The organism is Mycobacterium spongiae, from assembly GCF_018278905.1.
Lineage (GTDB): Bacteria > Actinomycetota > Actinomycetes > Mycobacteriales > Mycobacteriaceae > Mycobacterium > Mycobacterium spongiae.
Map to the genome: position 1 here is coordinate 5,368,448 of NZ_CP046600.1, position 19,863 is coordinate 5,388,310.

At 65.6% G+C, this 19,863-nt stretch carries 18 protein-coding genes and 2 tRNA genes; 9 read left to right on the forward strand and 11 right to left on the reverse strand.

The genetic code is table 11. The features are described 5' to 3' along the window. Together F6B93_RS21675 and F6B93_RS21680 are read left to right on the forward strand one after the other, a co-directional pair. The gene (locus F6B93_RS21675) at positions 1–765 is read left to right on the forward strand and encodes an SDR family NAD(P)-dependent oxidoreductase (protein ID WP_211696911.1); all 765 of its coding nucleotides are present in this window, start codon (positions 1–3) and stop codon (positions 763–765) included. Positions 766–794: 29 nt separating this feature from the next. Next, positions 795–2,090 carry an acyl-CoA dehydrogenase family protein gene (locus tag F6B93_RS21680; protein WP_211696912.1) on the forward strand — a complete coding sequence of 432 codons (1,296 nt, stop codon included), beginning with the start codon at positions 795–797 and terminating at the stop codon, positions 2,088–2,090. An 84-nt stretch (positions 2,091–2,174) separates the two neighbouring features. On the opposite strand, the gene F6B93_RS21685 is transcribed toward F6B93_RS21680, so the two are convergent. Next, positions 2,175–4,049: an alkyl/aryl-sulfatase gene (locus F6B93_RS21685; protein WP_246540906.1), complete on the reverse strand. Its 1,875-nt coding sequence runs from the start codon at positions 4,047–4,049 to the stop codon at positions 2,175–2,177. Between the two features lie 194 nt (positions 4,050–4,243). On the opposite strand from F6B93_RS21685, the gene F6B93_RS21690 reads away from it, so the two are divergent. After that, positions 4,244–4,729: a lipoprotein LpqH gene (locus F6B93_RS21690; protein WP_211696914.1), complete on the forward strand. Its 486-nt coding sequence runs from the start codon at positions 4,244–4,246 to the stop codon at positions 4,727–4,729. A 55-nt stretch (positions 4,730–4,784) separates the two neighbouring features. Here F6B93_RS21690 and F6B93_RS21695 read toward each other — a convergent pair whose 3' ends face one another. From F6B93_RS21695 to F6B93_RS21715, 5 genes are all read right to left on the reverse strand, one after another. Continuing rightward, positions 4,785–6,305: a sensor histidine kinase gene (locus F6B93_RS21695; protein WP_211696915.1), complete on the reverse strand. Its 1,521-nt coding sequence runs from the start codon at positions 6,303–6,305 to the stop codon at positions 4,785–4,787. Next, positions 6,283–6,987 carry a two-component system response regulator TcrX gene (gene tcrX / locus F6B93_RS21700; RefSeq protein ID WP_211699663.1) on the reverse strand — a complete coding sequence of 235 codons (705 nt, stop codon included), beginning with the start codon at positions 6,985–6,987 and terminating at the stop codon, positions 6,283–6,285. Before tcrX ends, F6B93_RS21695 begins: the two co-directional genes overlap by 23 nt. Positions 6,988–7,164: 177 nt before the next feature. Continuing rightward, positions 7,165–7,404 (reverse strand): hypothetical protein, encoded by a 240-nt coding sequence (locus tag F6B93_RS21705; protein ID WP_211696916.1) that lies wholly within the window; start codon positions 7,402–7,404, stop codon positions 7,165–7,167. A gap of 167 nt (positions 7,405–7,571) precedes the next feature. Continuing rightward, entirely contained in the window at positions 7,572–7,988 is a 417-nt protein-coding gene (locus F6B93_RS21710; RefSeq protein WP_211696917.1) for an MmcQ/YjbR family DNA-binding protein, read from the reverse strand. 131 nt (positions 7,989–8,119) lie between these two features. Continuing rightward, entirely contained in the window at positions 8,120–9,055 is a 936-nt protein-coding gene (locus tag F6B93_RS21715) for a class I SAM-dependent methyltransferase (RefSeq protein WP_211696918.1), read from the reverse strand. Positions 9,056–9,186: 131 nt separating this feature from the next. On the opposite strand from F6B93_RS21715, the gene F6B93_RS21720 reads away from it, so the two are divergent. The 5 genes from F6B93_RS21720 (at position 9,187) to pucL (ending at position 13,868) form a co-directional block, all read left to right on the forward strand. Continuing rightward, positions 9,187–9,558, forward strand: a complete 372-nt coding sequence (locus F6B93_RS21720) for a nuclear transport factor 2 family protein (RefSeq protein WP_246540907.1) — start codon at positions 9,187–9,189, stop codon at positions 9,556–9,558. A 29-nt stretch (positions 9,559–9,587) separates the two neighbouring features. Then, entirely contained in the window at positions 9,588–10,634 is a 1,047-nt protein-coding gene (locus tag F6B93_RS21725; RefSeq protein ID WP_211696920.1) for a phosphotransferase family protein, read from the forward strand. An 85-nt stretch (positions 10,635–10,719) separates the two neighbouring features. Beyond that, positions 10,720–12,624 (forward strand): solute carrier family 23 protein, encoded by a 1,905-nt coding sequence (locus F6B93_RS21730; RefSeq protein ID WP_211696921.1) that lies wholly within the window; start codon positions 10,720–10,722, stop codon positions 12,622–12,624. Between the two features lie 17 nt (positions 12,625–12,641). After that, the gene (gene uraH, locus F6B93_RS21735) at positions 12,642–12,965 is read left to right on the forward strand and encodes a hydroxyisourate hydrolase (RefSeq protein ID WP_211696922.1); all 324 of its coding nucleotides are present in this window, start codon (positions 12,642–12,644) and stop codon (positions 12,963–12,965) included. A 3-nt stretch (positions 12,966–12,968) separates the two neighbouring features. Further along, positions 12,969–13,868, forward strand: coding sequence for a factor-independent urate hydroxylase (gene pucL / locus F6B93_RS21740; protein WP_211696923.1), 900 nt, complete (start codon positions 12,969–12,971; stop codon positions 13,866–13,868). Positions 13,869–13,929: 61 nt separating this feature from the next. Here pucL and F6B93_RS23275 read toward each other — a convergent pair whose 3' ends face one another. The 5 genes from F6B93_RS23275 to F6B93_RS21765 all read right to left on the reverse strand — a co-directional run bounded on the left by F6B93_RS23275 (position 13,930) and on the right by F6B93_RS21765 (position 18,689). Then, positions 13,930–14,280 (reverse strand): hypothetical protein, encoded by a 351-nt coding sequence (locus F6B93_RS23275; protein WP_246540909.1) that lies wholly within the window; start codon positions 14,278–14,280, stop codon positions 13,930–13,932. A gap of 183 nt (positions 14,281–14,463) precedes the next feature. Continuing rightward, positions 14,464–15,621, reverse strand: coding sequence for a nitroreductase family protein (locus F6B93_RS21750; RefSeq protein WP_211696924.1), 1,158 nt, complete (start codon positions 15,619–15,621; stop codon positions 14,464–14,466). A 109-nt stretch (positions 15,622–15,730) separates the two neighbouring features. After that, on the reverse strand, positions 15,731–18,115 hold the full coding sequence (locus F6B93_RS23525; protein ID WP_211696925.1) for a PE family protein: 2,385 nt from the start codon (positions 18,113–18,115) through the stop codon (positions 15,731–15,733). Positions 18,116–18,495: 380 nt separating this feature from the next. Beyond that, positions 18,496–18,568, reverse strand: a tRNA-Arg gene (locus F6B93_RS21760). A 32-nt stretch (positions 18,569–18,600) separates the two neighbouring features. Then, positions 18,601–18,689: transfer RNA gene (locus F6B93_RS21765), tRNA-Ser, on the reverse strand. An 87-nt stretch (positions 18,690–18,776) separates the two neighbouring features. Between F6B93_RS21765 and F6B93_RS21770 the strand changes: the two genes are divergently transcribed. After that, a complete protein-coding gene (locus F6B93_RS21770) occupies positions 18,777–19,853 on the forward strand; it encodes a pyridoxal phosphate-dependent aminotransferase (protein WP_211696926.1) in 1,077 nt (358 codons plus the stop codon). Positions 19,854–19,863: the final 10 nt, after the last annotated feature.

A 19,863-nucleotide genomic window follows, 5' to 3' on the forward strand; every position in this document is an offset into this window, starting at 1 on the left:
ATGGGTTATGCCGATGCGCTTTTCGATCTCACCGACCGGGTGGTGCTGATCACCGGCGGCAGCCGCGGGCTGGGCCGGGAGATGGCGTTCGGCGCCGCCCGCTGTGGCGCCGACGTGGTGATCGCCAGCCGCAACATCGACACTTGCCAAGCCACGGCGACTCAAATCCAGGACGAGACCGGCCGCGCGGCCATGGCCTATCAAGTCCACGTGGGACGCTGGGATCAACTTGACGGACTGGTGGCGGCCACTTACAAGCGGTTCGGCACGGTCGACACGCTGATCAACAACGCGGGCATGTCACCGCTCTACGACACGCTGACCGACGTCACCGAGAAGCTGTTCGACGCGGTGATCAACCTCAATCTCAAGGGTCCCTTCCGGCTGTCGGCGTTGGTGGGCGAGCGGATGGTGGCGGCCGGCGGGGGGTCAATCATCAATGTGAGTTCTACCGGTTCACTGCGCCCCGGGGCCGACATCATTCCCTACGCCGCCGCCAAGGCCGGTCTTAACGCCATGACCGAGGGTCTGGCGCGGGCATTCGCCCCCACCGTGCGAGTCAACACCCTGATGGCGGGACCGTTCCTGACCGACGTCAGCAAGTCCTGGAGTCTTGAGGCGGCCGCCGAGAACCCGTTCGCGCACCTCTCGTTGCAGCGGGCCGGGGACCCGCCCGAAATCGTCGGAGCTGCGCTGTTTCTGGCATCCGACGCATCCAGTTTCACCACCGGTTCGATCGTGCGAGCCGATGGCGGCATCGCCTGAATGGGCGCAGAGAAAGTAGGAGTGTTCGAATGCCGTGGGATTTCTCGACCGAACCGGAGTTTGAGAAGAAGCTCGATTGGATCCGCGAGTTCGTTCGCGAGGAAGTGGAACCTCTTGAAGTGCTGTTCGCCGGCTGCGAATTCTTGCCGCTGAACGACGAACGCCGCCGGATCGTCGATCCGCTCAAGCAGCAGGTTCGCGACAACGGCTTGTGGGCACCGCACCTGGGACCGGAACTCGGCGGGCAGGGTTTCGGCGCGGTCAAGCTGACGTTGATCAATGAGATTCTGGGCCGCAGCCCATGGGCGCCGATCATCTTCGGTACTCAGGCGCCCGATACCGGCAACGCGGAGGTCCTCGCCCGCTTTGGCACCCAAGATCAGAAGGACCGGTACCTGGCCGGACTGCTGTCCGGAGAAATCTTCTCCTGCTTCTCGATGACGGAGCCCCAAGGGGGCGCCGATCCCCGGGTCTTCACCACCCGCGCCGTTCGCGACGGTGACGATTGGCTGATCACCGGTCGAAAGTTCTTTTCCTCCAACGCGGCTGTCGCCTCCTTCTTCATCGTTGTCGCGATCACGGATCCCGACGTGGCCGTCCATCGCGGCGCCTCCACGTTCCTGGTACCGGCAGGGACCGATGGCCTGACCATCGAAGCCAACTACCACGTGGTCGGTGCGGCACCACACGAACCGGGACATTCCTTGGTGCGCTATGACGGGGTGCGGGTTCCCTCGGACGCGCTGCTGGGCGAACCCGGTCAGGGCTTTCTGATCTTGCAGGCGCGGCTTGCCGGTGGGCGGCTGCATCATGCAATGCGGTCCATCGGGCTGGCGCAGCGTGCGGTCGAAATGATGTCTCGGCGCGCGAAAAGCCGATTCACACAGGGCAGCTCGCTGGCCGACAAACAGTTGGTTCAGCAGTTCATCGCGGACTCCTACACCGAGCTGATGCCGTTCCGGTTGGCGGTGCTGCATGCCGCTTGGCTGATCGACACGGCCGGCGAACACGCGGCTCGCCCAGAGATCGGCGCCTGCAAGATCCTGGCGTCGCAGGTGCTCAAGTCGATTGGCCTGCGCGCCATCCAGGTACACGGCGCCTTGGGTACCACCGATCAGCTGCCATTGGTGAATGTCTTGTTGGGCGGAGTGGCACTGGGCTTGGCCGACGGTCCCACCGAAGCCCACAAAGTCAACCTGGCCAAGCTGCTGCTGAAGAACTACGAGGCCGAAGATCCGGAATGGCCCAGCGAGTTATTGGACCTCCGCCGCGAAGCCGCCCGCGCCAAGTACGGCGACGCGATCGACCACGGTGCCGCGCACTGATCCTCGACCAGACTGCCGCCATGGTCGTGGAATCGGGCGTGCCAACGACCGCCACGGCAATCTCGGTGCGCGACCGTGCAGACGTCAGGGCGTGACGATGTTGAAAGCCGGATTCCCGTGATCGAGCACGCCCAGCATTGACTGCATTGCCGTCTCGTCGCCGGACATCTCGAGCCCGGGCGAAGTGAAGTCGCCCAACGCCGCCAACAGCAGCCGGGGCTTGCTGTCGAGCTTGATTGTGACGATTGCCGTCGTCGGATCGGCAGCCACGTTGCGATGAACAAGCACTCCGTTGCGCAACGTGAGTCGATAGTTGGTGTTGAGATCAGCAAAAAAGATATCGATGGCGAGATCGAGATCCCAGCTACGCGGCCCGTCAACCCGAAGAGCAAGGCTGTCGAAGATCTGCTCGGGCGTCAGCTGGGCAAGCAATGTCGGCGAGGTGGCCTGAACCGCCGTGCCCAAGTTGCCGTCCAGCAATTCGACGGCGCCGCACAGGAAAAAGTTGCGCCACGTTGCGTTTTCGGCCCCATAGGCGAGCTGCTCGAAGGTCTCGGCCAAGAGCTGACGGGCAGCGGCATGGTCGCTGTCGGTGAAGATCACATGGTCGAGCAACGTCGCCGCCCAACGGAAGTCACCCTCGTCGAAGGCTGTCTTGGCGAGTTCGACAACCCGGTCGACCCCGCCCAGGGCTTCGACGTAGCGGGGACCGAGGGCCTCCGGCGGATGGGGCCACAGCCGGGCCGGGTTGCCGTCGAACCATCCCATGTAGCGCTGGTAGACCGCCTTGACGTTGTGGTTCACCGACCCGTAGTAGCCGTGGGTGTGCCACGCCCGCTCCAGCGCCGGTGGCATCTGGAACATCTCGGCAATCTCGACACCCGTGTAACCCTCATTGAGCAGCCGCACCGTCTGGTCATGCAAGTACGCGTACAGGTCTCGTTGCAATGACAGGAATTCGACGATTCGCTCGCGCCCCCAGGTCGGCCAGTGGTGGGAGGCGAACACCACGTCGGTGCGGTCGGCGAACGTGTCGATGGCTTCGGTGAGGTAGCCCGCCCACGCATGCGGGTCGCGCACCAACGCGCCCCGCAACGTGAGCAGGTTGTGCAAGTTATGGGTGGCGTTCTCGGCCATGCACAACGCCCGGAATTGCGGAAAGTAGAAGTGCATCTCGGCGGGGGCCTCGGTGCCCGGCGCCATCTGAAACTCCATCTCGATGCCGTCGATGGTGTGCGTCTCCCCGGTTTCCCGGATATCGAGAGTCGGGTTGATGATCGCTACCTCGCCCGTCGACGGAGTCTGGCCGAGACCACAGCCGACCTGTTCCTGAGGTCCGCGCGCCAGCTGAGTGCCGTACATGTAGGTCGCGCGCCGTGTCATCGCCGGACCCGCGTAGACGTTTTCTTGCACGGCGTGTTCGGTGAAGCCTTCCGGTGCGAGCACCACTACCTTGCCGGCATCCACGTCCGCCTGAGTGGTAACGCCCAGCACGCCGCCGAAATGATCGACGTGGCTGTGGGTGTAGATCACCGCGACAACGGGCCGATCACCGTCACGGTGCGCCCGATAGAGCTTCAGGGCGGCCGCGGCCACCTCGGTGGACACCAAGGGATCGATGACGATGATTCCGGTGTCGCCCTCAATGAAACTGATGTTCGATATGTCGAAGCCACGGACCTGATAGATGCCCGGCACAACTTCGTACAGTCCTTGCTTGGCGGTCAGCGTCGACTGCCGCCACAGGCTGGGGTGTACGGATGTCGGCGCCGGGCCGCCCAAGAACGAGTACACGTCGTTGTCCCACACCACGCGGCCATCGGCCGCCTTGATGACGCAGGGGGACAGCGCGCCGATGAATCCGCGATCGGCATCGTCGAAATCGGTTGTGTCGTCCAGCGGAAGCGAGTGCTGGCTGTGCGCCGACTCGATGACGGCGGTAGGGGGTTTGTGGTCCACCGTCCTTACATTGCCATCAACCCGGCCGCCCCCGAAAGGCCTCGCGGGATCGCGCCGGACCCATGTCAAAGGCCCAAGAGCTAGCGAACTCGAAAAATAATTTCTCGCAGACCCTAGATCTTCGGTCCAGTTAACCCGCATACTCCGAACGGTCCTCAACGACGATGGGCCGCTACAACTGCAAAGGAGCACAGGTGAAGCGTGGACTTAAGGTCGCGGTAGCCGGGGCAGCAATTTTTGTCGCGGGTCTTTCCGGCTGTTCGAGTGACAAATCGGCGACGAGCGGTGAAGAGACCGGGGGTGCAACCACCACGGCGGAAGGCGGCGGAGGCGGTGGCGCTTCCGGACCGAAGGTCATCATCGACGGCCAGGACCAGAACGTAACCGGCACGGTCGTCTGCACGACCGCCGGCGGCAACGTCAACATCGCGATCGGTGGTGCAGCGACCGGAATCGCGGCCGTCCTGACCGACGCCGACCCACCCGAGGTGAAGTCGGTCGGACTTGGCAACGTCAACGGGGTAACTCTCGGCTTCACGTCGGGCACCGGTCAAGGCGAGGCGAAAGCCACCAAGGACGGCAGCACCTACACGATCACCGGTACCGCGACCGGGGTGGACATGGCCAACCCGATGCAACCGGTGAACAAGCCGTTCGAAATTGACGTGACCTGTTCCTAGCGGCCTAAGCGGGGACTTAGCGGCCGTAAAACGGCCCGCTGAGGAGCCGGGGATATTAGGCGAAGTACGACGCAGGCGGTTGCCACCCATCGAGTGGCAACCGCACTGCGAACTCGGTATGACCGGGCGAGCTCTTGACGGTGATCGTTCCGTCGTGCGCCTTGACCACCGCGGAAACGATTGCCAGACCGAGTCCGGTACTGCCCGCCTTGCGAGAGCGTGAGGTATCGCCGCGCACAAACCGCTCGAATACCTCCGATTGTCGCGCCGGAGGGATTCCCGGGCCGTTATCGGTGACCTGGAGCACCGCGTGAGTCGGCTCGGTAGTCAGCTGGGTCGTCACCAGGGTGCCCGCGCCGGTGTGGATGCGGGCGTTGGCAAGAAGATTTGTCACCACTTGGTGCAACCGCGCCGCGTCGCCCGGGACCACCACCGGCTCGTCCGGCAATTCGAGGGCCCATTGGTGCTCGGGGCCAGCGACGTGCGCGTCGTTGACCGCGTCGACGGCAAGCCGTGACAGGTCCACCGGTTCCCGTTGCAGTGGTCTGCCCGAGTCCAAGCGCGCAAGCAGCAACAGATCCTCGACGAGATGAGTAATTCGAGCGGTCTCCGATTCCACCCGGCTCATGGCGTGCGCGAGCGCCTCGCGATCTCCACCGCCGAGGCCCATGCGCTGCGCCAATTCGGTGTATCCGCGAATCGCCGCGAGCGGGGTTCGCAGTTCGTGACTGGCGTCGGCGACGAACTGGCGAACCCGGGTCTCGCTGGCCTGCCGGGTGGACAGCGCCGCCGCGATATGGTCGAGCATTCGATTCACCGCTGAGCCGAGTTGGCCCACTTCGGTGTAGGGATTCGCGTCCCGCTCAGGCACCCGAACCGGCAGTTCGACCTCGCCGCGGTGCAACGGCAGGTCGGCAACCGCACTCGCGGCTTGCGCGACGCGCCGCAGCGGCGCCAGTGCACGCCTGATGATGACGATCCCGGCTGTGGTTGCGGCCACAAGCGCAACCGCGGTGACGATCGCGAAGATGATCAGCATCTGGAACATGGTCGCGTCGATGTCCTCCATCGACAGGCCAGTGACAATCACGTCGTCGCCGCGCCGGCTCGGAGCGGCGACGGCGCGGTAGCGGCCGAGACCGTCGAGGTTCACGGTCACCGGGGTGCGGCTGCTGGCGATAGCAACCAGCTGGGCCTGTGCGGCGCGGCTCACCTCGGCCCGGCGTCCGCTGCTGGTCAGGTAGCCGGCATCAACCGTCCGGCCGTCGCTGACCACGGCGCCGACCATGCCCGCGGGCTGGCCGGGGGCATCGAGGAAACCCGGTCCGGGGCCTGGCCTCATATGATCGCGCCTTACGTGTCGCCACCATCGCGGCTCGGGGCTCATCAGCGACGACCGGAACGAGGTCCCGCCGAGCTGGCTGTCGAGCTGTTCCACGAGGTGGTGGCGCAGCGCTAGTTCGGTTGCCGCGGTGATCCCGACACAGACCAGCGCGAGAACGACAACCTGGCCAATCACCAACCGCAGGCGAAGCGACCAAAACCGTGGGCTGCTAGCGGGCAGGCTTGAGGACATAGCCCGCGCCGCGCAGCGTGTGGATCATGGGCTCGCGACCATGGTCGATCTTCTTGCGCAGGTATGAGATGTAAAGCTCGACGATGTTGGACCGTCCGCCGAAGTCGTAGCTCCAGACGCGGTCCAGAATCTGGGCCTTGCTCAGCACTCGCTTTGAGTTGCGCATCATGAACCTCAGCAGCTCGAACTCAGTGGACGTCAAGGAGACCGGTTCGCCAGCGCGCATCACCTCATGGCTGTCCTCGTCCAGCACCAAGTCGCCGACCACGAGTTGGGCGCCGCTGTCGATCGTGGTCACCCCGGTGCGCCGCAGCAGCGCCCGCAGCCGCAGCACCACCTCCTCGATGCTGAACGGCTTGGTGACGTAGTCGTCGCCGCCCGCGGTCAACCCAGCAATGCGATCCTCAACCGCATCCTTGGCCGTCAGCAGGAGCACCGGCAGGTGTGGGTGTTCTCTGCGTAGTTTGTGGAGCACCTCGAGCCCACTGACATCGGGCAGCATCACGTCAAGCACAACCACGTCCGGGCGCTGCGCGCGCGCCGCCGCGATCGCCGATTCCCCGTCGCCCGCGGTCGCGATGTTCCAGCCCTCGTAGCGCAAGGCCATCGAGACCATCTCGGCCAGAACGGGCTCGTCGTCGACGACCAACACCGTGACCGGTTGACCATCAGCGCGGCACATGACAACGCGCTCAACCGCGGTTCGGGGCTGCGTCATACTTTCAAGTATGCGCGCATGGCTGGATCGAGGCTATGTGGTTTCTGTATGTGGCCTGTGAACTGTTGGCTTCGGTGCCCGCCAAGCCCGCACACAAACCGAGGATGGGTAACACGGCGCCACTGGGGCCAGCAAAATCCGCTACAACGCGGATTGACGCTCAGACAATTTTGTTGAACTGGGCTCCGGCAAACGGCAATCCGTGACCTTCGGATTGACCCCCAGATAATTTACGGGCCCCGCGACCACGGTCAGTGCGATGGTTCCCAGCGTTGCGCAATTCGTTTCCCCACCTTCGAAGTAGTCACGCTGCCATGCCGCGAAGACGCCGATCAGCAACCACACCACAGCAATCGCGCTGAACCCCCTGCCACCTCGCATAGTGATCTCCTTCGCGTCCGAGAAATGCCCGCACCACCAATACCGGACCAAAACCTCCGCGGTGACTCGTGCCTGAGGCTACCGCCTGCGCACCGGAGTTGTCGCCCCCTGACCGGCCGCCCCGCCGGCACCGCAGCAAATACCGCTCGATCAGTTCGGCTGCGAGGCTAGTCGGGAAATCGAGCGGCAAGCCACGCGGCGGCTCGCGTCTTGGATGCGCGCGACAACCAAGCGTCCTGAATCAGCTCAGCTAATTCCGCGGCGGTGATTTCCGCCAACCGACTTGCCCGCACCAATACGGAAAGGTGTCCGTCGAAATGGGCTGTGGTGAAGAACGGTGATGCGGGATCCTGCACCAAGGCCAGCTTGTCGCTCTCTGACTCCACCCAGAGCATGATGACGTCGGGATAGCGTTCCCCGGTGGCTGGGTCGGTCGCATCTGGCCGCGGTGTTCGAAAGAACACGAACGACTTTCCGCCGACCTGATAGATGGGGTTACCCTTGGGTCCCTCCAGCCGTTTGACGTGGGGCATCGACGCCGCGACGCGGTGCACGTCGTCCACTCCGGCTGGTCGATCGGCCATAGCGGTGACCATACCTAGCGAGCACGGAGTCCCTTGGATAATTCGTTCCCTACCGGTCCTATCGATCGGCGTTCACGACGGCGTTTGTCACACGCACGATGTCGCGCGTGACGCCTAGGACCCCGGGCACCTTAGCGCCGGGCGGATACAAATTGGGTTGGCATCGATGCGCTTTCGCTGTCATAGGAGACCTCCCGCCCATAGCGGGTGAGCAGCTCGGTGAACGTTGTTGCCGAGACCTCCCAACCACGTTCATCGAGCCATTCGGCGAGGGCCGTGCGCTCCTCGGCATACCAAAGATCCTCGAACTCCGGGACGTCGGTATCGATCAGTTTGGCGGCCGCGTCGCGCACACCTTGCATCTCTTCGCGCATCCGTCGCACACCTTCGGGGTCGAAGGAGCCGCTGGCAGGCACGTTGGAAGCCACCCAGCTGCCCGGGGCGCTGAGTGCATGTACGCGCTCGAACAAGAGGTCCTGAGCCCGCGCGGGCAGGTAGCGCACCAGCCCCTCGGCCGACCAGGCGCAGGGTTGGGATGGGTCGAATCCAGCCTGCTGCAGCGCCATTGGCCAATCTTGACGCAGATCAACCGGTATGTTCTCCACGCGTGCGATCGGATGCGCACCGTGCTCGCGCAACGTGGTGGACTTGAATTCCAGCACCTTGGGCTGGTCCAGCTCGTAGACAACGGTCCCGTCCGGCCACGGTAGCCGCCACGCGCGCGAGTCCAGACCCGACGCCAGAATCACCACCTGCCGAACGCCGCTGGCGGCGGCGCCGAGGAAGAAGTCGTCGAAGAACGCCGTCCGCATGGCCATGAAGTCGATCATCAGCCGGACGCGATCGCGCACACTCGGCTCGATGTCCGTGTTGTCGGCGAGCAGTGCGGTATTGGAGTAGACGTTCCAGATCCCGACGCCCGCCGCATCCACAAAGACCCGCGCGAATGGGTCGTTGATCACCGCGTTGTCGCTCTCGGTCTCGGCAGCACGCGCGGCCGCCACGCCTAGCGCGGTCACTCCGACACTCTCGGTGATAGCCCAGGAATCGTTGTCAGTTCGCGTCATAGCCCGTACCTCCCCACGCCAGAAAGTGAGTTTCGGTAACTATTCTTCCAGCCGCCGCGGGCTCCGACCTGGCCTCAAGAATGCCCTACGCTTTTTCCCAGACGGTCGACAGGTTGCAGCAGAGGAGTGTCATGGGGCCTGCCTGGGGAGCTGCGCCGCCACGGACGCCGCAGGAAGTATTCGCCCACCACGTCCAGGCTCTCGCCGCTGGCGAGCTCGATGAGATCGTCGCCGACTACACCGACGAATCCTTTGTGGTCACCGCGGACGGCGTCGCGCGCGGCGCGGATGGCGTCCGGGAGGTGTTCGTCAGGTTGCTGACCGACGTGCCGAACGCGACGTGGAACGTGAAGACTCAAATCTTCGAAGGTGACGTGCTGTTCCTCGAGTGGACCGCGGATTCAGCCGGCAGCAGGGTGGACGATGGTGTCGACACTTTCGTGTTTCGGGACGGCATGATCTGGGCGCAGACCGTCCGGTATACGGCGCGCGCCAAGGGCTGACGGTCGCGCGGCGAAGGAGGTTCGGGCACATGGACGCGCAGCGCCTCGACGTAAATCTGGAAGCGGTCGCGGACTGGATGTCCGAACGGGGCCTGGGCGAGGGTCCCGTGGACGAGGCTGTCCCGGTCACTGGTGGAACCCAGAACGTGATGGTTCGGTTCAGCAGGTCCGGACGTTCCTATGTGCTGCGTCGCGGACCGCGTCACCTTCGGTCGCGCAGCAACACCGTGATCCTGCGGGAGACGCGGGTGCTCGCCGCGCTGGCCGCAACCGATGTTCCGCACCCACGGCTGATCGCGACATGTGACGATCCCGATGTCCTCGGTGACGCCGTCTTCTACCTGATGGATCCCGTCGACGGATTCAACGCAGGCGAGGGCCTGCCTCCGCTGCACGCGGGCGATGCCGAGGTGCGGTTCCAGATGGGGTTGTCGATGGCCGACGCGCTGGCCCAACTTGGCGCCGTAGACCACGTCGACGTCGGTCTCGCCGACTTCGGCAAACCCGAGGGATTCCTGCAACGACAGGTGCCGCGCTGGATCGCCGAGCTGGAGTCCTACCAGCAGTACGACGGCTACCCGGGTCCGCAGATCCCAGGCGTCGAGCAGGTAGCCGCTTGGCTGGAGAGCCATCGACCGGCAACGTGGAAGCCCGGCATCATGCATGGCGACTACCACGCGGCCAACGTGATGTTCTCCCGCACCGGGCCGGACGTGGTCGCGATCGTCGACTGGGAGATGTGCACGATCGGTGACCCGTTGTTGGATCTGGGCTGGCTGTTGGCCACGTGGCGCCAGTCGGACGGTTCCAGCGTGTTCAGCCACTCCCTCGGCGGACACAGCGGCCTGGCCAGCACTGACGATCTGCTGCACCGGTATGCCGCCAACACCACCCGCGACCTGTCCCACATCACCTGGTACACCGTGCTGGCCTGCTTCAAGTTGGGGATCGTGATCGAAGGGACGCTGGCCCGCGCCTGTGCGGGCCAGGCCGAAAAAGAGGTCGGCGACCAACTTCATGCGGCCACGGTGCACCTATTCGAACGTGCCGTGAACCTGATCGACGCCCCGCACTGACCGGCTCCGGTCCGGGTGGCACCGCGTGCTCCCAGATGCCAACCCCGGTCCGTCGACCTGCAATCACCTGGGTCATTCTGGGATCATGGGCACCCCGGTAGAGAATGCACGGACGAAGCGGGTGCACCCCGTCGATGAGGTGCTGCCGATCCCCAAGCTCGCGATCTATGGATTCCAGCACGTGGTCGCGTTTTACGCGGCCGCCGTCCTGGTGCCCATTCTCATCGCCAGCGCGCTCAAGCTGCCGCCGGAAGACCTGATCAAGCTGATCACTGCCGGCCTATTCACCTGCGGTATCGCGTCGATCATTCAGGCGGTCGGGATCTGGCGCATCGGCGTGCGGTTGCCGATGATCCAAGGAGTGACGTTCACCAGCGTCTCCCCCATCATTGCGATCGGGCTCGCCCACGGTGGCGGCGCTCTCAGCCTGCTGCACGTCTATGGCGCGGTGATCGTCGCCGGCATCTTCACCTTCGCCATCGCGCCGATCTTCATCAAGCTGCTGCGATTCTTCCCGCCCGTGGTCACGGGCACCCTCATCATGATCATTGGAATGACCCTGCTGCCAGTCGGAGCCGGTGAGGCCGTCACCAATCCGCTGACCGGTCAACCCGAGCCCGCCAACATCCGGTGGCTGCTCTACGCGGCAGGCACGATCGCGATCATCGTCGGGATCCAGCGGCTCTTCCGCGGGTTCATGGCCACCATCGCGGTGCTGGTTGGCCTTGTTGTCGGTTGCGCAGTCGCCTACGTGTTGGGTGACATGAACGTCGGCAAGGCTGCGGAGGCCGATCTCATCGGCTTCACCACGCCGTTCCTGTTCGGGCTGCCGAAGTTCGACGTCGCGGCCTGCGTCACCATGATCATCGTCATGTTGATCACCGCCGTGGAGTCCACCGGTTCCACGATGGCCACCGCCGAGATCGTCGACAAGCGGTTCCGCACCGCCGACCTCGGCAACGTGCTTCGCGCGGACGGGCTGGCCACCACGATCGGCGGCGTATTCAACTCGTTTCCCTACACGGCGTTCTCGCAGAACATCGGGTTGGTGCGACTCACTGGCGTCAAGAGCCGCTGGGTGGTGGCAGCCGCCGGGGTCATCATGATCATCCTCGGGTTCTTACCCAAGGTTGCCGCGGTAGTGGCATCGATGCCCAATCCGGTACTGGGAGGGGCGGCACTCACCCTGTTCGCGACGGTGGCCGTCGTCGGTATCCAGGCCCTCGGAAAGGTGGACTTCACTGACCATCGCAACCTCATCATCGTGACCACCAGTCTGGGCCTGGCACTGTGGGTGACCAGCTACCCGGACATCGCCAAAGCGATGCCCTCGGGGTTGAACCTGGTGTTCGGCAGCGGCATCACCGTCGGCGCAATCACCGCGGTCCTGCTCAACATCGTGTTCTTCCACGTCGGCAATCGCGGGCCGCGGGTCGCCGGCAGAGGCTCGATCAGGCTCGACGAGGTCAACGCGATGACCCGACAGCGGTTCACCGAGGTATTCGGTCACGTCGTTCAGGATGTGCCGTGGGCCGTCGAGCGAGCCTTCGAGCAACGACCGTTCGCCGACACCGCGGCCTTGCGGGAGGCGTTTCAGGATGGGGTGCTCACCGGATCGTCAGAACAGCTACTCGAGCTGATCCGGGCGTTTCCCGACCTGGGTGCCGAGGACGACGCCGGCCACGCGCTGGCGGTCGACCACGTGGCATTGTTCAAGCTCGATGAGGACGAACACAACGAGCTCGTGGAGCTGGCGACCACCTACCGCCAGCGTTTCGGGTTCCCCCTGGTGATCTGCGCTCGCGAGACCGAGCAATTCGACCAGGTGCTGCGCAACGGCTGGTCGCGCGTGGACAACCCACCGACCACGGAGAAGGCTTTCGCGTTGATCGAGATCGCCAAGATCGCCAACTACCGGTTCTCCGATCTGGTGGCCGACGCGAATCCCATCGCTGCCGCCCGGTTCTCGCCCCTCAACCAGCTGCGCTAGCTATATCAACCCTGGCCATGACGCACCTTTCTACACACGTCCTCGACGCCACATCAGGGCGTCCCGCCCCCGGGGTCGCGGTGACTCTGACCGATTCTCGCGGCGCGGTTCTGGCGACGGCCACGACTGACGACGAGGGTCGCATTGGCGCACTGGCACCCGGGGAACTGTCGGGGGTGTATCGACTGACCTTCGACACCGGCTCCTACTTCGCCGCACACGGTGTCGCGAGCTTCTATCCCGAAGTGGTGGTCACCTTCGAAATCTCCAATCCCGCAACCAGATACCACGTGCCGCTCCTGCTATCCCCCTACGCCTACTCCACCTATCGAGGGAGCTGACGAATGTCCAACATCGTGCTTGGACCCGTTCAATACGGCAAGGCCGAGAACCGCGTCGTCCGCGTCTACCGAGAAACCCCGCGACACGAGATCCGGGATATCACGGTATCCACCTGTTTACGAGGGGATTTCAGCGCCGCTCATCTGACCGGCGATCAGTCCAATATTCTCCCGACCGACACCCAGAAGCAGACGGTGTATGCCTACGCCAAGGAACCCGGGCTGCAGTCGATTGAGGACTATGGGCTGGCGCTGGCGCGACACTTCGTGAACGACGTGGCCCCAGTGCACGCTGCACGCATCGAGATCGACGAACATGCCTGGGAGCGAGCGGTTGTCGACGGTGCCGGGCACGACCACACCTGGGTACGCAATGGCCAGGAGATTCGCACAGCCGCGATAACCGTTGATGCCGAGGGTGAATGGGTGATCGGTGGGCTCAAGGACCTGATCATGTTGAAGTCGACCGGATCGGAGTTCGCGGGGTTCCTCGAGGACGAATACACGATCCTCGAGCCAACGCATGACCGGGTGATGGCCACGTCTTTGGTAGCCCAATGGCGGTATGCCGTCGTCACCGCGGACTGGGAAGCGATGTATGTCGGGATCAAATCCGAACTGGTTAAGCAGTTTTCGCTGGTCCACTCGCTGGCACTGCAGCAGACCCTCTACCAGATGGGCAAGGCCGTCATGGAGCAATACCCGGTTGTCGCCGAGGTGCGGTTATCCGCACCCAACAAACACCACTTCGTCTACGAGCTATCGCCATTCGGACTGGAGAACAACAACGAGGTCTTCCACGCCGACGATCGGCCTTATGGGCTGATTCAAGCAACGGTCACGCGCGACGATGCACCGACGGCCGGGCCCGCATGGCAACCGGGAACGACTTGGCTCACTTAGCGCCGCCCAGTGTAGGCACGGCCGCCCCGGTTTTCTTACCGGGGCGGCCGTCGCGGCACGGTCAGAACGCCTGGCGCAGCTCCGGGTGCGGCACCTGCGGTAGCTGCGGCACCTGCGCCACCCCCGGGTGCGACACCTGAGGCACCCTCGGCACATCGGGAACCCTCGGCACATCGGGAACCCTCGGCACATCCGGCACCCGCGGCACCTCTGGCACCCGCGGTACCTCTGGCACCCGTGGCACCTCTGGCACCCGTGGCACCTCTGGCACCCGTGGTACATCCGGCACCCGCGGTACATCCGGAATCTGGGGAAGTGGGTCGGCGTTCGCCATGCCTGCGCCCAAGCCGACAGCTGCAAGGCTCAGGGCGCCCATAATGCTTGCAGTGCCCGCGATCTTCGAGAGATTCATCGTGCAACTCCTTCCGCCCCCGGTCCCTGCGGCTCCCTGGATCAGGCAACCGACTCCCGTCAACTTTAGGCAACGAGGCTAAGAACTGACCTTGCGCCGACTGACAGGTTGCTGAGTGCGCGGTTGGGCCCTGTCCCGCGTCGATGGCCAGGAATCGTCGCGTTCCGCGAACGATCGCCCTACTTATGCTTCGGCCCTTGCCTTCATCGCCTCGATGATTCGCTGCATGTTCGGGCGTATCTCGGCGATGCGGCGGTGCAGGATTCGCGGTGTCTTCTCGGGCATCGAGGTGAGGGCCGGCGTCAGGCCAGACGGACCGGGGCCGATCGTCACCGTGTGCCGAAGCCGGGTCCCGCCGGCAATCGGCTCGAGCTCGAAACGCCAACGGGCGCCGGGGTTGTCCGGATCGCTGGTGCACCAGCCGAAGACCCGGTTCGGCTCGTACACGTCGACGAAGCACTCGACTTCCCACTCACCGATCGCTTCGTGAGCGTTCTTGCCAATGAACCGGGCGCCGAGCCCTGGTTCGTCGGTGTCCACCCATTCGGCCCCGCGGAATTCGCTGGAAAAATCCGCACCGAAGCTGATGTCGGTCACGAGGGGCCAGAGTTTTTCGGGCGGAGCATCGACATCGATTTCGACCTCGCCGCCGGCACCGTCGGTGAACGCGGCTGGCTGAGTCGGCCCGTGCTCGAAGGTATGTCCGTAGGTGTTGAAGTAGGTGATCGCTCGCGCCGGGCGCCGCGGCGCCCGGTTGAAATCCATTCCGATGGTGTGGGCAACGGGAAGCATCACGATCTCGGTCAGGTGATCCGGAATTCCGAGAATTTCCTTCAGTTCCTGCTCACGGGCGAACACCGCGGTAACCCAGGCGGTCCCCAACCCCCGGGCACGCAATGCCAGGCAGAAGCTCCACGCCGCCTGGATGACCGAGTCGAACAGCCCCGGACGACCGCTATCGTCGTGACGCCCCAAGATTGTGGGGATCACGATCGCGGGCACCTCGGCGAGATGATCGACCAAGTAGGCAGCCGACTCCAGCACCTTGGCCTGGGGGTGGCCAGTGCCGGCAAGCTGGTCGCGCGCTCCCAGGATGAAGTCGCCAGCCGCGGCGCGGTAGAGGTCGGCGAGTTGCCGTTTGCGGCGTGCGTCGTCGATGACGATCCAGCGCCGGCTGGCTTGGTTGCCGCCACTAGGGGCCTGTTCGGCGACGTCGATGCACTCGAGGATGGTGTTCGGGTCCACCGGTCGGCTGAGGTCGAGTCGCTTCCGCACTGACCGCGTGGTGGTGAGCACATAGTCCACCGCCGCAGGATCGAGGGCGTTGCTGGGAATCGTCATCGCTGTCTCCTGAACACGGCGGCACCCCTATTGTGCGGGAGCACTCGGCCGGGTGCGCAGCCCGATTATGACGTACCGCGCCGCGGCTCATCCGCGTGGTTACGACGGCTTACGCGGACCCGCCCGTCCCGCCATCTCCGCCGCGACCCCCGTCAGCGCCCGTGTTGGGGTTACCGGTTGCCCCGGGGTCGCCCACACCACCAGTGCCGTTACCGCCTTGACCGCCGTTACCGCCGGTACCGCCGCTACCGGCGGTGGCGTTAGTGGCGTTGATAGCGGCGGAACCGTTGCCGCCGGTGCTGTTTCCGCCGTCACCGCCGGAACCCCCGCTACCGCCCGTGCCGGCACCAACGCCGGTTGCGCCGTTGCCGCCCTGAGCGCCGGTGCCGCCGTTCCCGCCGTCGCCGTTGGTGCTGTCACCGCCGTCACCGCCGCTACCACCTCGACCGCCGCCGCCGAAGCCGGGCCCGATGCCCTGGCCACCGCTGCCGGCGTTCCCGCCGGCAGCGCCGTTGCCGCCGGTCCCGCCGGTCCCGTTGATGCTGGCACCGCCCTTCCCGCCGGAACCGCCTGAACCACCGCTACTTCTGGCGGAGGGGTCGTTGCCGCCGCTACCGGCTGCCCCGCCGGTGCCGCCAGTCCCGCCATTGCCGTTGATGCTGGCACCGCCGTCACCACCGGAACCGCCCTCCCCACCGCGACTATTGCCGCCGAGGGGTCCGGCGCCGCCGGCGGCGCCGGCCCCGCCGGTGCCACCAGTGCCGCCGGCGCCATTGACGCTGGCACCGCCGTTACCCCCCTTGCCGCCACTACCACCGGAACTGCTGCCGGCGGAGTCGTTGCCGCCGCGGCCGCCATTGCCGCCGTCGCCGCCCGTCCCGCCGGTCCCGTTGGTGCTGGTTCCGCCGTCTCCACCGAAACCGCCGCCACCGCCGACCGTGCTAGCGCCGGAGCCGTCGGAGGAGGCCGCGCCGCCGCCGCCGTTGCCACCTTGGCCACCGTCACCGACCAACCCGCCGGCCCCGCCGGTCCCGCCGTCGCCGCCCCTGCCGGAGTTGATGCTGATGTCGCCGTTGGTCGCGCCTTGGCCGCCGTTCCCGCCGTCGCCTCCGCTGGTGGGAATGCCACCTGCCTGCCCGAATGCGCCAGTGCTGGAGCCGGTGCCGCCGACCCCGCCGGCGCCGCCGATCCCAGGGTTGCCCCCGGTCCCACCATCGCCGCCGCGGCCCGCGTTGACGTTGAACAGTGGGTCGCCCTCGGCGCCTTGGCCGCCGGTGCCGCCGAACCCACCGGCCCCCCCGCGACCACCGTCACCACCGGCGCCCAGGACACCGTCAGCGCCGAACAGACCACCCGAACCACCGGCACCGCCGTTCCCGCCGGCGCCTCCATCTCCGCCCAGGCCGCCGTCACCGCCGTCACCACCGAGACCAGCGTTGAGCATCAGGTCGCCGGGGGCGCCCATGGCTCCGGTGCCACCGGTTCCTCCTGTGCCCCCAGTGCCACCGGCGCCGCCGGCCCCGCCGGCGCCGAACAACCCGCCGGCGCCACCGTTACCGCCGTTGCCTCCCGTCCCACCGACGCCCCCGATGCCCCCCTGACCATTGAGTTCGCCGGTCACACCGGTGTCTCCGGTGCCACCGGCGACACCGATACCACCGGCACCACCGGCCCCGCCGTCGCCGAACAGGGCCCGGGCGTTCCCGCCGTCGCCGCCGGTCGCGCCCGCCCCGCCGACGCCGCCGTTGCCGCCGTTACCGAACAACCATCCGCCCTGTCCGCCGGCCCCACCGACACCACCGGTAGCGCCGGCTCCACCGACCCCGCCTAGGCCGATCAGACCGGCATTGCCGCCGTTGCCGCCATTGGGGGCCGCCACCGTGGTGCCGGCCGCACCTGCTCCGCCGCTGCCGCCGTTACCGAACAACCATCCGCCCTGTCCGCCGGCCCCACCGACACCACCGGCAGCGCCGGCTCCACCGACCCCGCCGCGGCCGATCAGGCCGGCGTTCCCGCCGCTACCGCCGTTGGGGTTCGCGACAGTGCCAGAACCACCGGCCCCACCGTTGCCGTAGAGCAGCCCACCGGCCCCGCCGTTTTGCCCCGGCGCCCCGTTAGCGCCATCACCGATCAGCGGGCGCCCCAACAATGCTTGGGTCGGCGCGTTGATCACCCCGAGTACCTGCTCCTCAACAACCTGCAGGGGCGAGGCGTTGGTCGCCTCCGCGGCGGCATACCAGCCTCCGCTCGCGGACAAAGCCACCACGAACTGCTCATGAAAGCCCGCCATCTGGGCACCCAGCGCCTGATAGTCGGCGGCGTAGGCGGAAAACGCCGCGGCGATCGCCTCCGAGACTTCATCGGCCCCGGCGGCCAACAGTTGTGTGGTCGAAGTGGCGGCGACGGCGTTGGCCGCACCGATCGCCGAGCCGATGCCCGCCAGACTTGTTGCCGCGGCCACCAGCTCTTGAGGTGCCGCCATCACGTACGACATCGTCACTCTCCTTCAAAAGCCCCACGCCCGTCGCCATTCCGCAAGGGTTGTGTTCCCGATCCCGCACCAGGTCACGGTGTGCCGGATGCCCCCCAATGACCGTTCACCTTGCCGTATTCGAACCAGGCTGTCCCGGTTTGGGGGGCGATTCTCGATGAGAGTTCACTCACGCAAGTCCACCCGCTCCGCGAGGGCTGCTGCCGGCGATCGTCGTGTCGTCACAGGGCTATCGGGGCACCGGTTGGGAGCCGAGTCTGTCAGCGCCGTGGAACCCGACGTCAGGGAAATTCCGCTCCGCAGAACAGCGTTGAGCTACCTGCGCCAAACACGCGTCGCCCACGTCCGTGGGTATCGCGTCGTGTTGTCACATACGCTCTGAGCGCGCCCGAAGAGATTCGAACTCCCAACCTTCTGATCCGTAGTCAGATGCTCTATCCGTTGAGCTACGGGCGCCGGTATTTGATTGTGTTCGCTAAAGAACTGCGCGGAGGCGAGAGGATTTGAACCTCCGGTCCCCTTTGAGAGGGACAACTCATTAGCAGTGAGCCCCATTCGGCCGCTCTGGCACGCCTCCATGGACTTCCCGAGGGTACCGAACCCCGCGCGGAGTCCCGCAACCGCCGAGGGCATAGCGTACACAGCCGCAACATATGCTGTCGACGTGACCGCCCGCCTGCGGCCCGAGCTGGCCGGGCTGCCAGTTTATGTCCCCGGCAAAACGGTGCCCGGCGCCATCAAGCTGGCTAGCAATGAAACCGTGCTCGGCCCGCTACCCAGCGTCCGCGCAGCCATCGAGCACGCCACCAACACCGTTAACCGCTATCCCGACAACGGCTGCGTGCAGCTCAAGGCGGCGCTCGCGCGACACCTGAGCTCAGCCGGCCCCGCGGACTTCGCTTCCGAGCACGTCGCCGTCGGCTGCGGTTCGGTCAGCCTGTGCCAGCAGCTCGTTCAGATCACCGCCTCGGTAGGCGACGAAGTGATCTTCGGGTGGCGCAGCTTCGAACTCTATCTACCCCAGGTCCAGGTCGCCGGTGCCAACCCGATTCCGGTGCCGCTGACCGACCACACCTACGACCTCGAAGCTATGCTCGCGGCGATCACCGAACGCACTCGGCTGATTTTCGTCTGCAATCCGAACAATCCGACCTCCACCGTCGTCGACCCGGATGCGCTGACCCGGTTCGTCCAGACGGTTCCGCCCCACATCTTGGTCGCGATCGACGAGGCCTATGTCGAGTACATCCGCGACGGCATGCTGCCCGACAGCCCTCAGCTGGTCCGCACCCACAGCAACGTCGTGGTGCTGCGGACCTTTTCGAAGGCGTACGGGTTGGCAGGGTTGCGGGTCGGCTATGCGATCGGCCAGCCCGACGTGATCACGGCGCTGGACAAGGCCTATGTGCCATTCACGGTGTCCAGCGTTGCGCAGGCCGCGGCTATCGCATCGCTGGACGCGGCCGACGAGCTACTGGCCCGCACCGACGCAGTGGTAGTTGAGCGCACGCGAGTCGCCACCGAGTTGCGGGCCGCAGGGTTCACGGTGTCGCCGACCCAATCCAATTTCGTCTGGCTGCCGCTGGAAGGGCGCACCCGGGACTTTGTTGAGCAGGCCGCCGAGGCTCGCATCGTGCTCCGCCCATACGGCACGGATGGTGTCCGGGTCACTATCGGTGCGCCCGACGAAAACGACGCCCTGCTGGAGTTCGCCCGTAGCTGGGTGACCCGCATCGAGTAAGGAGGACGCG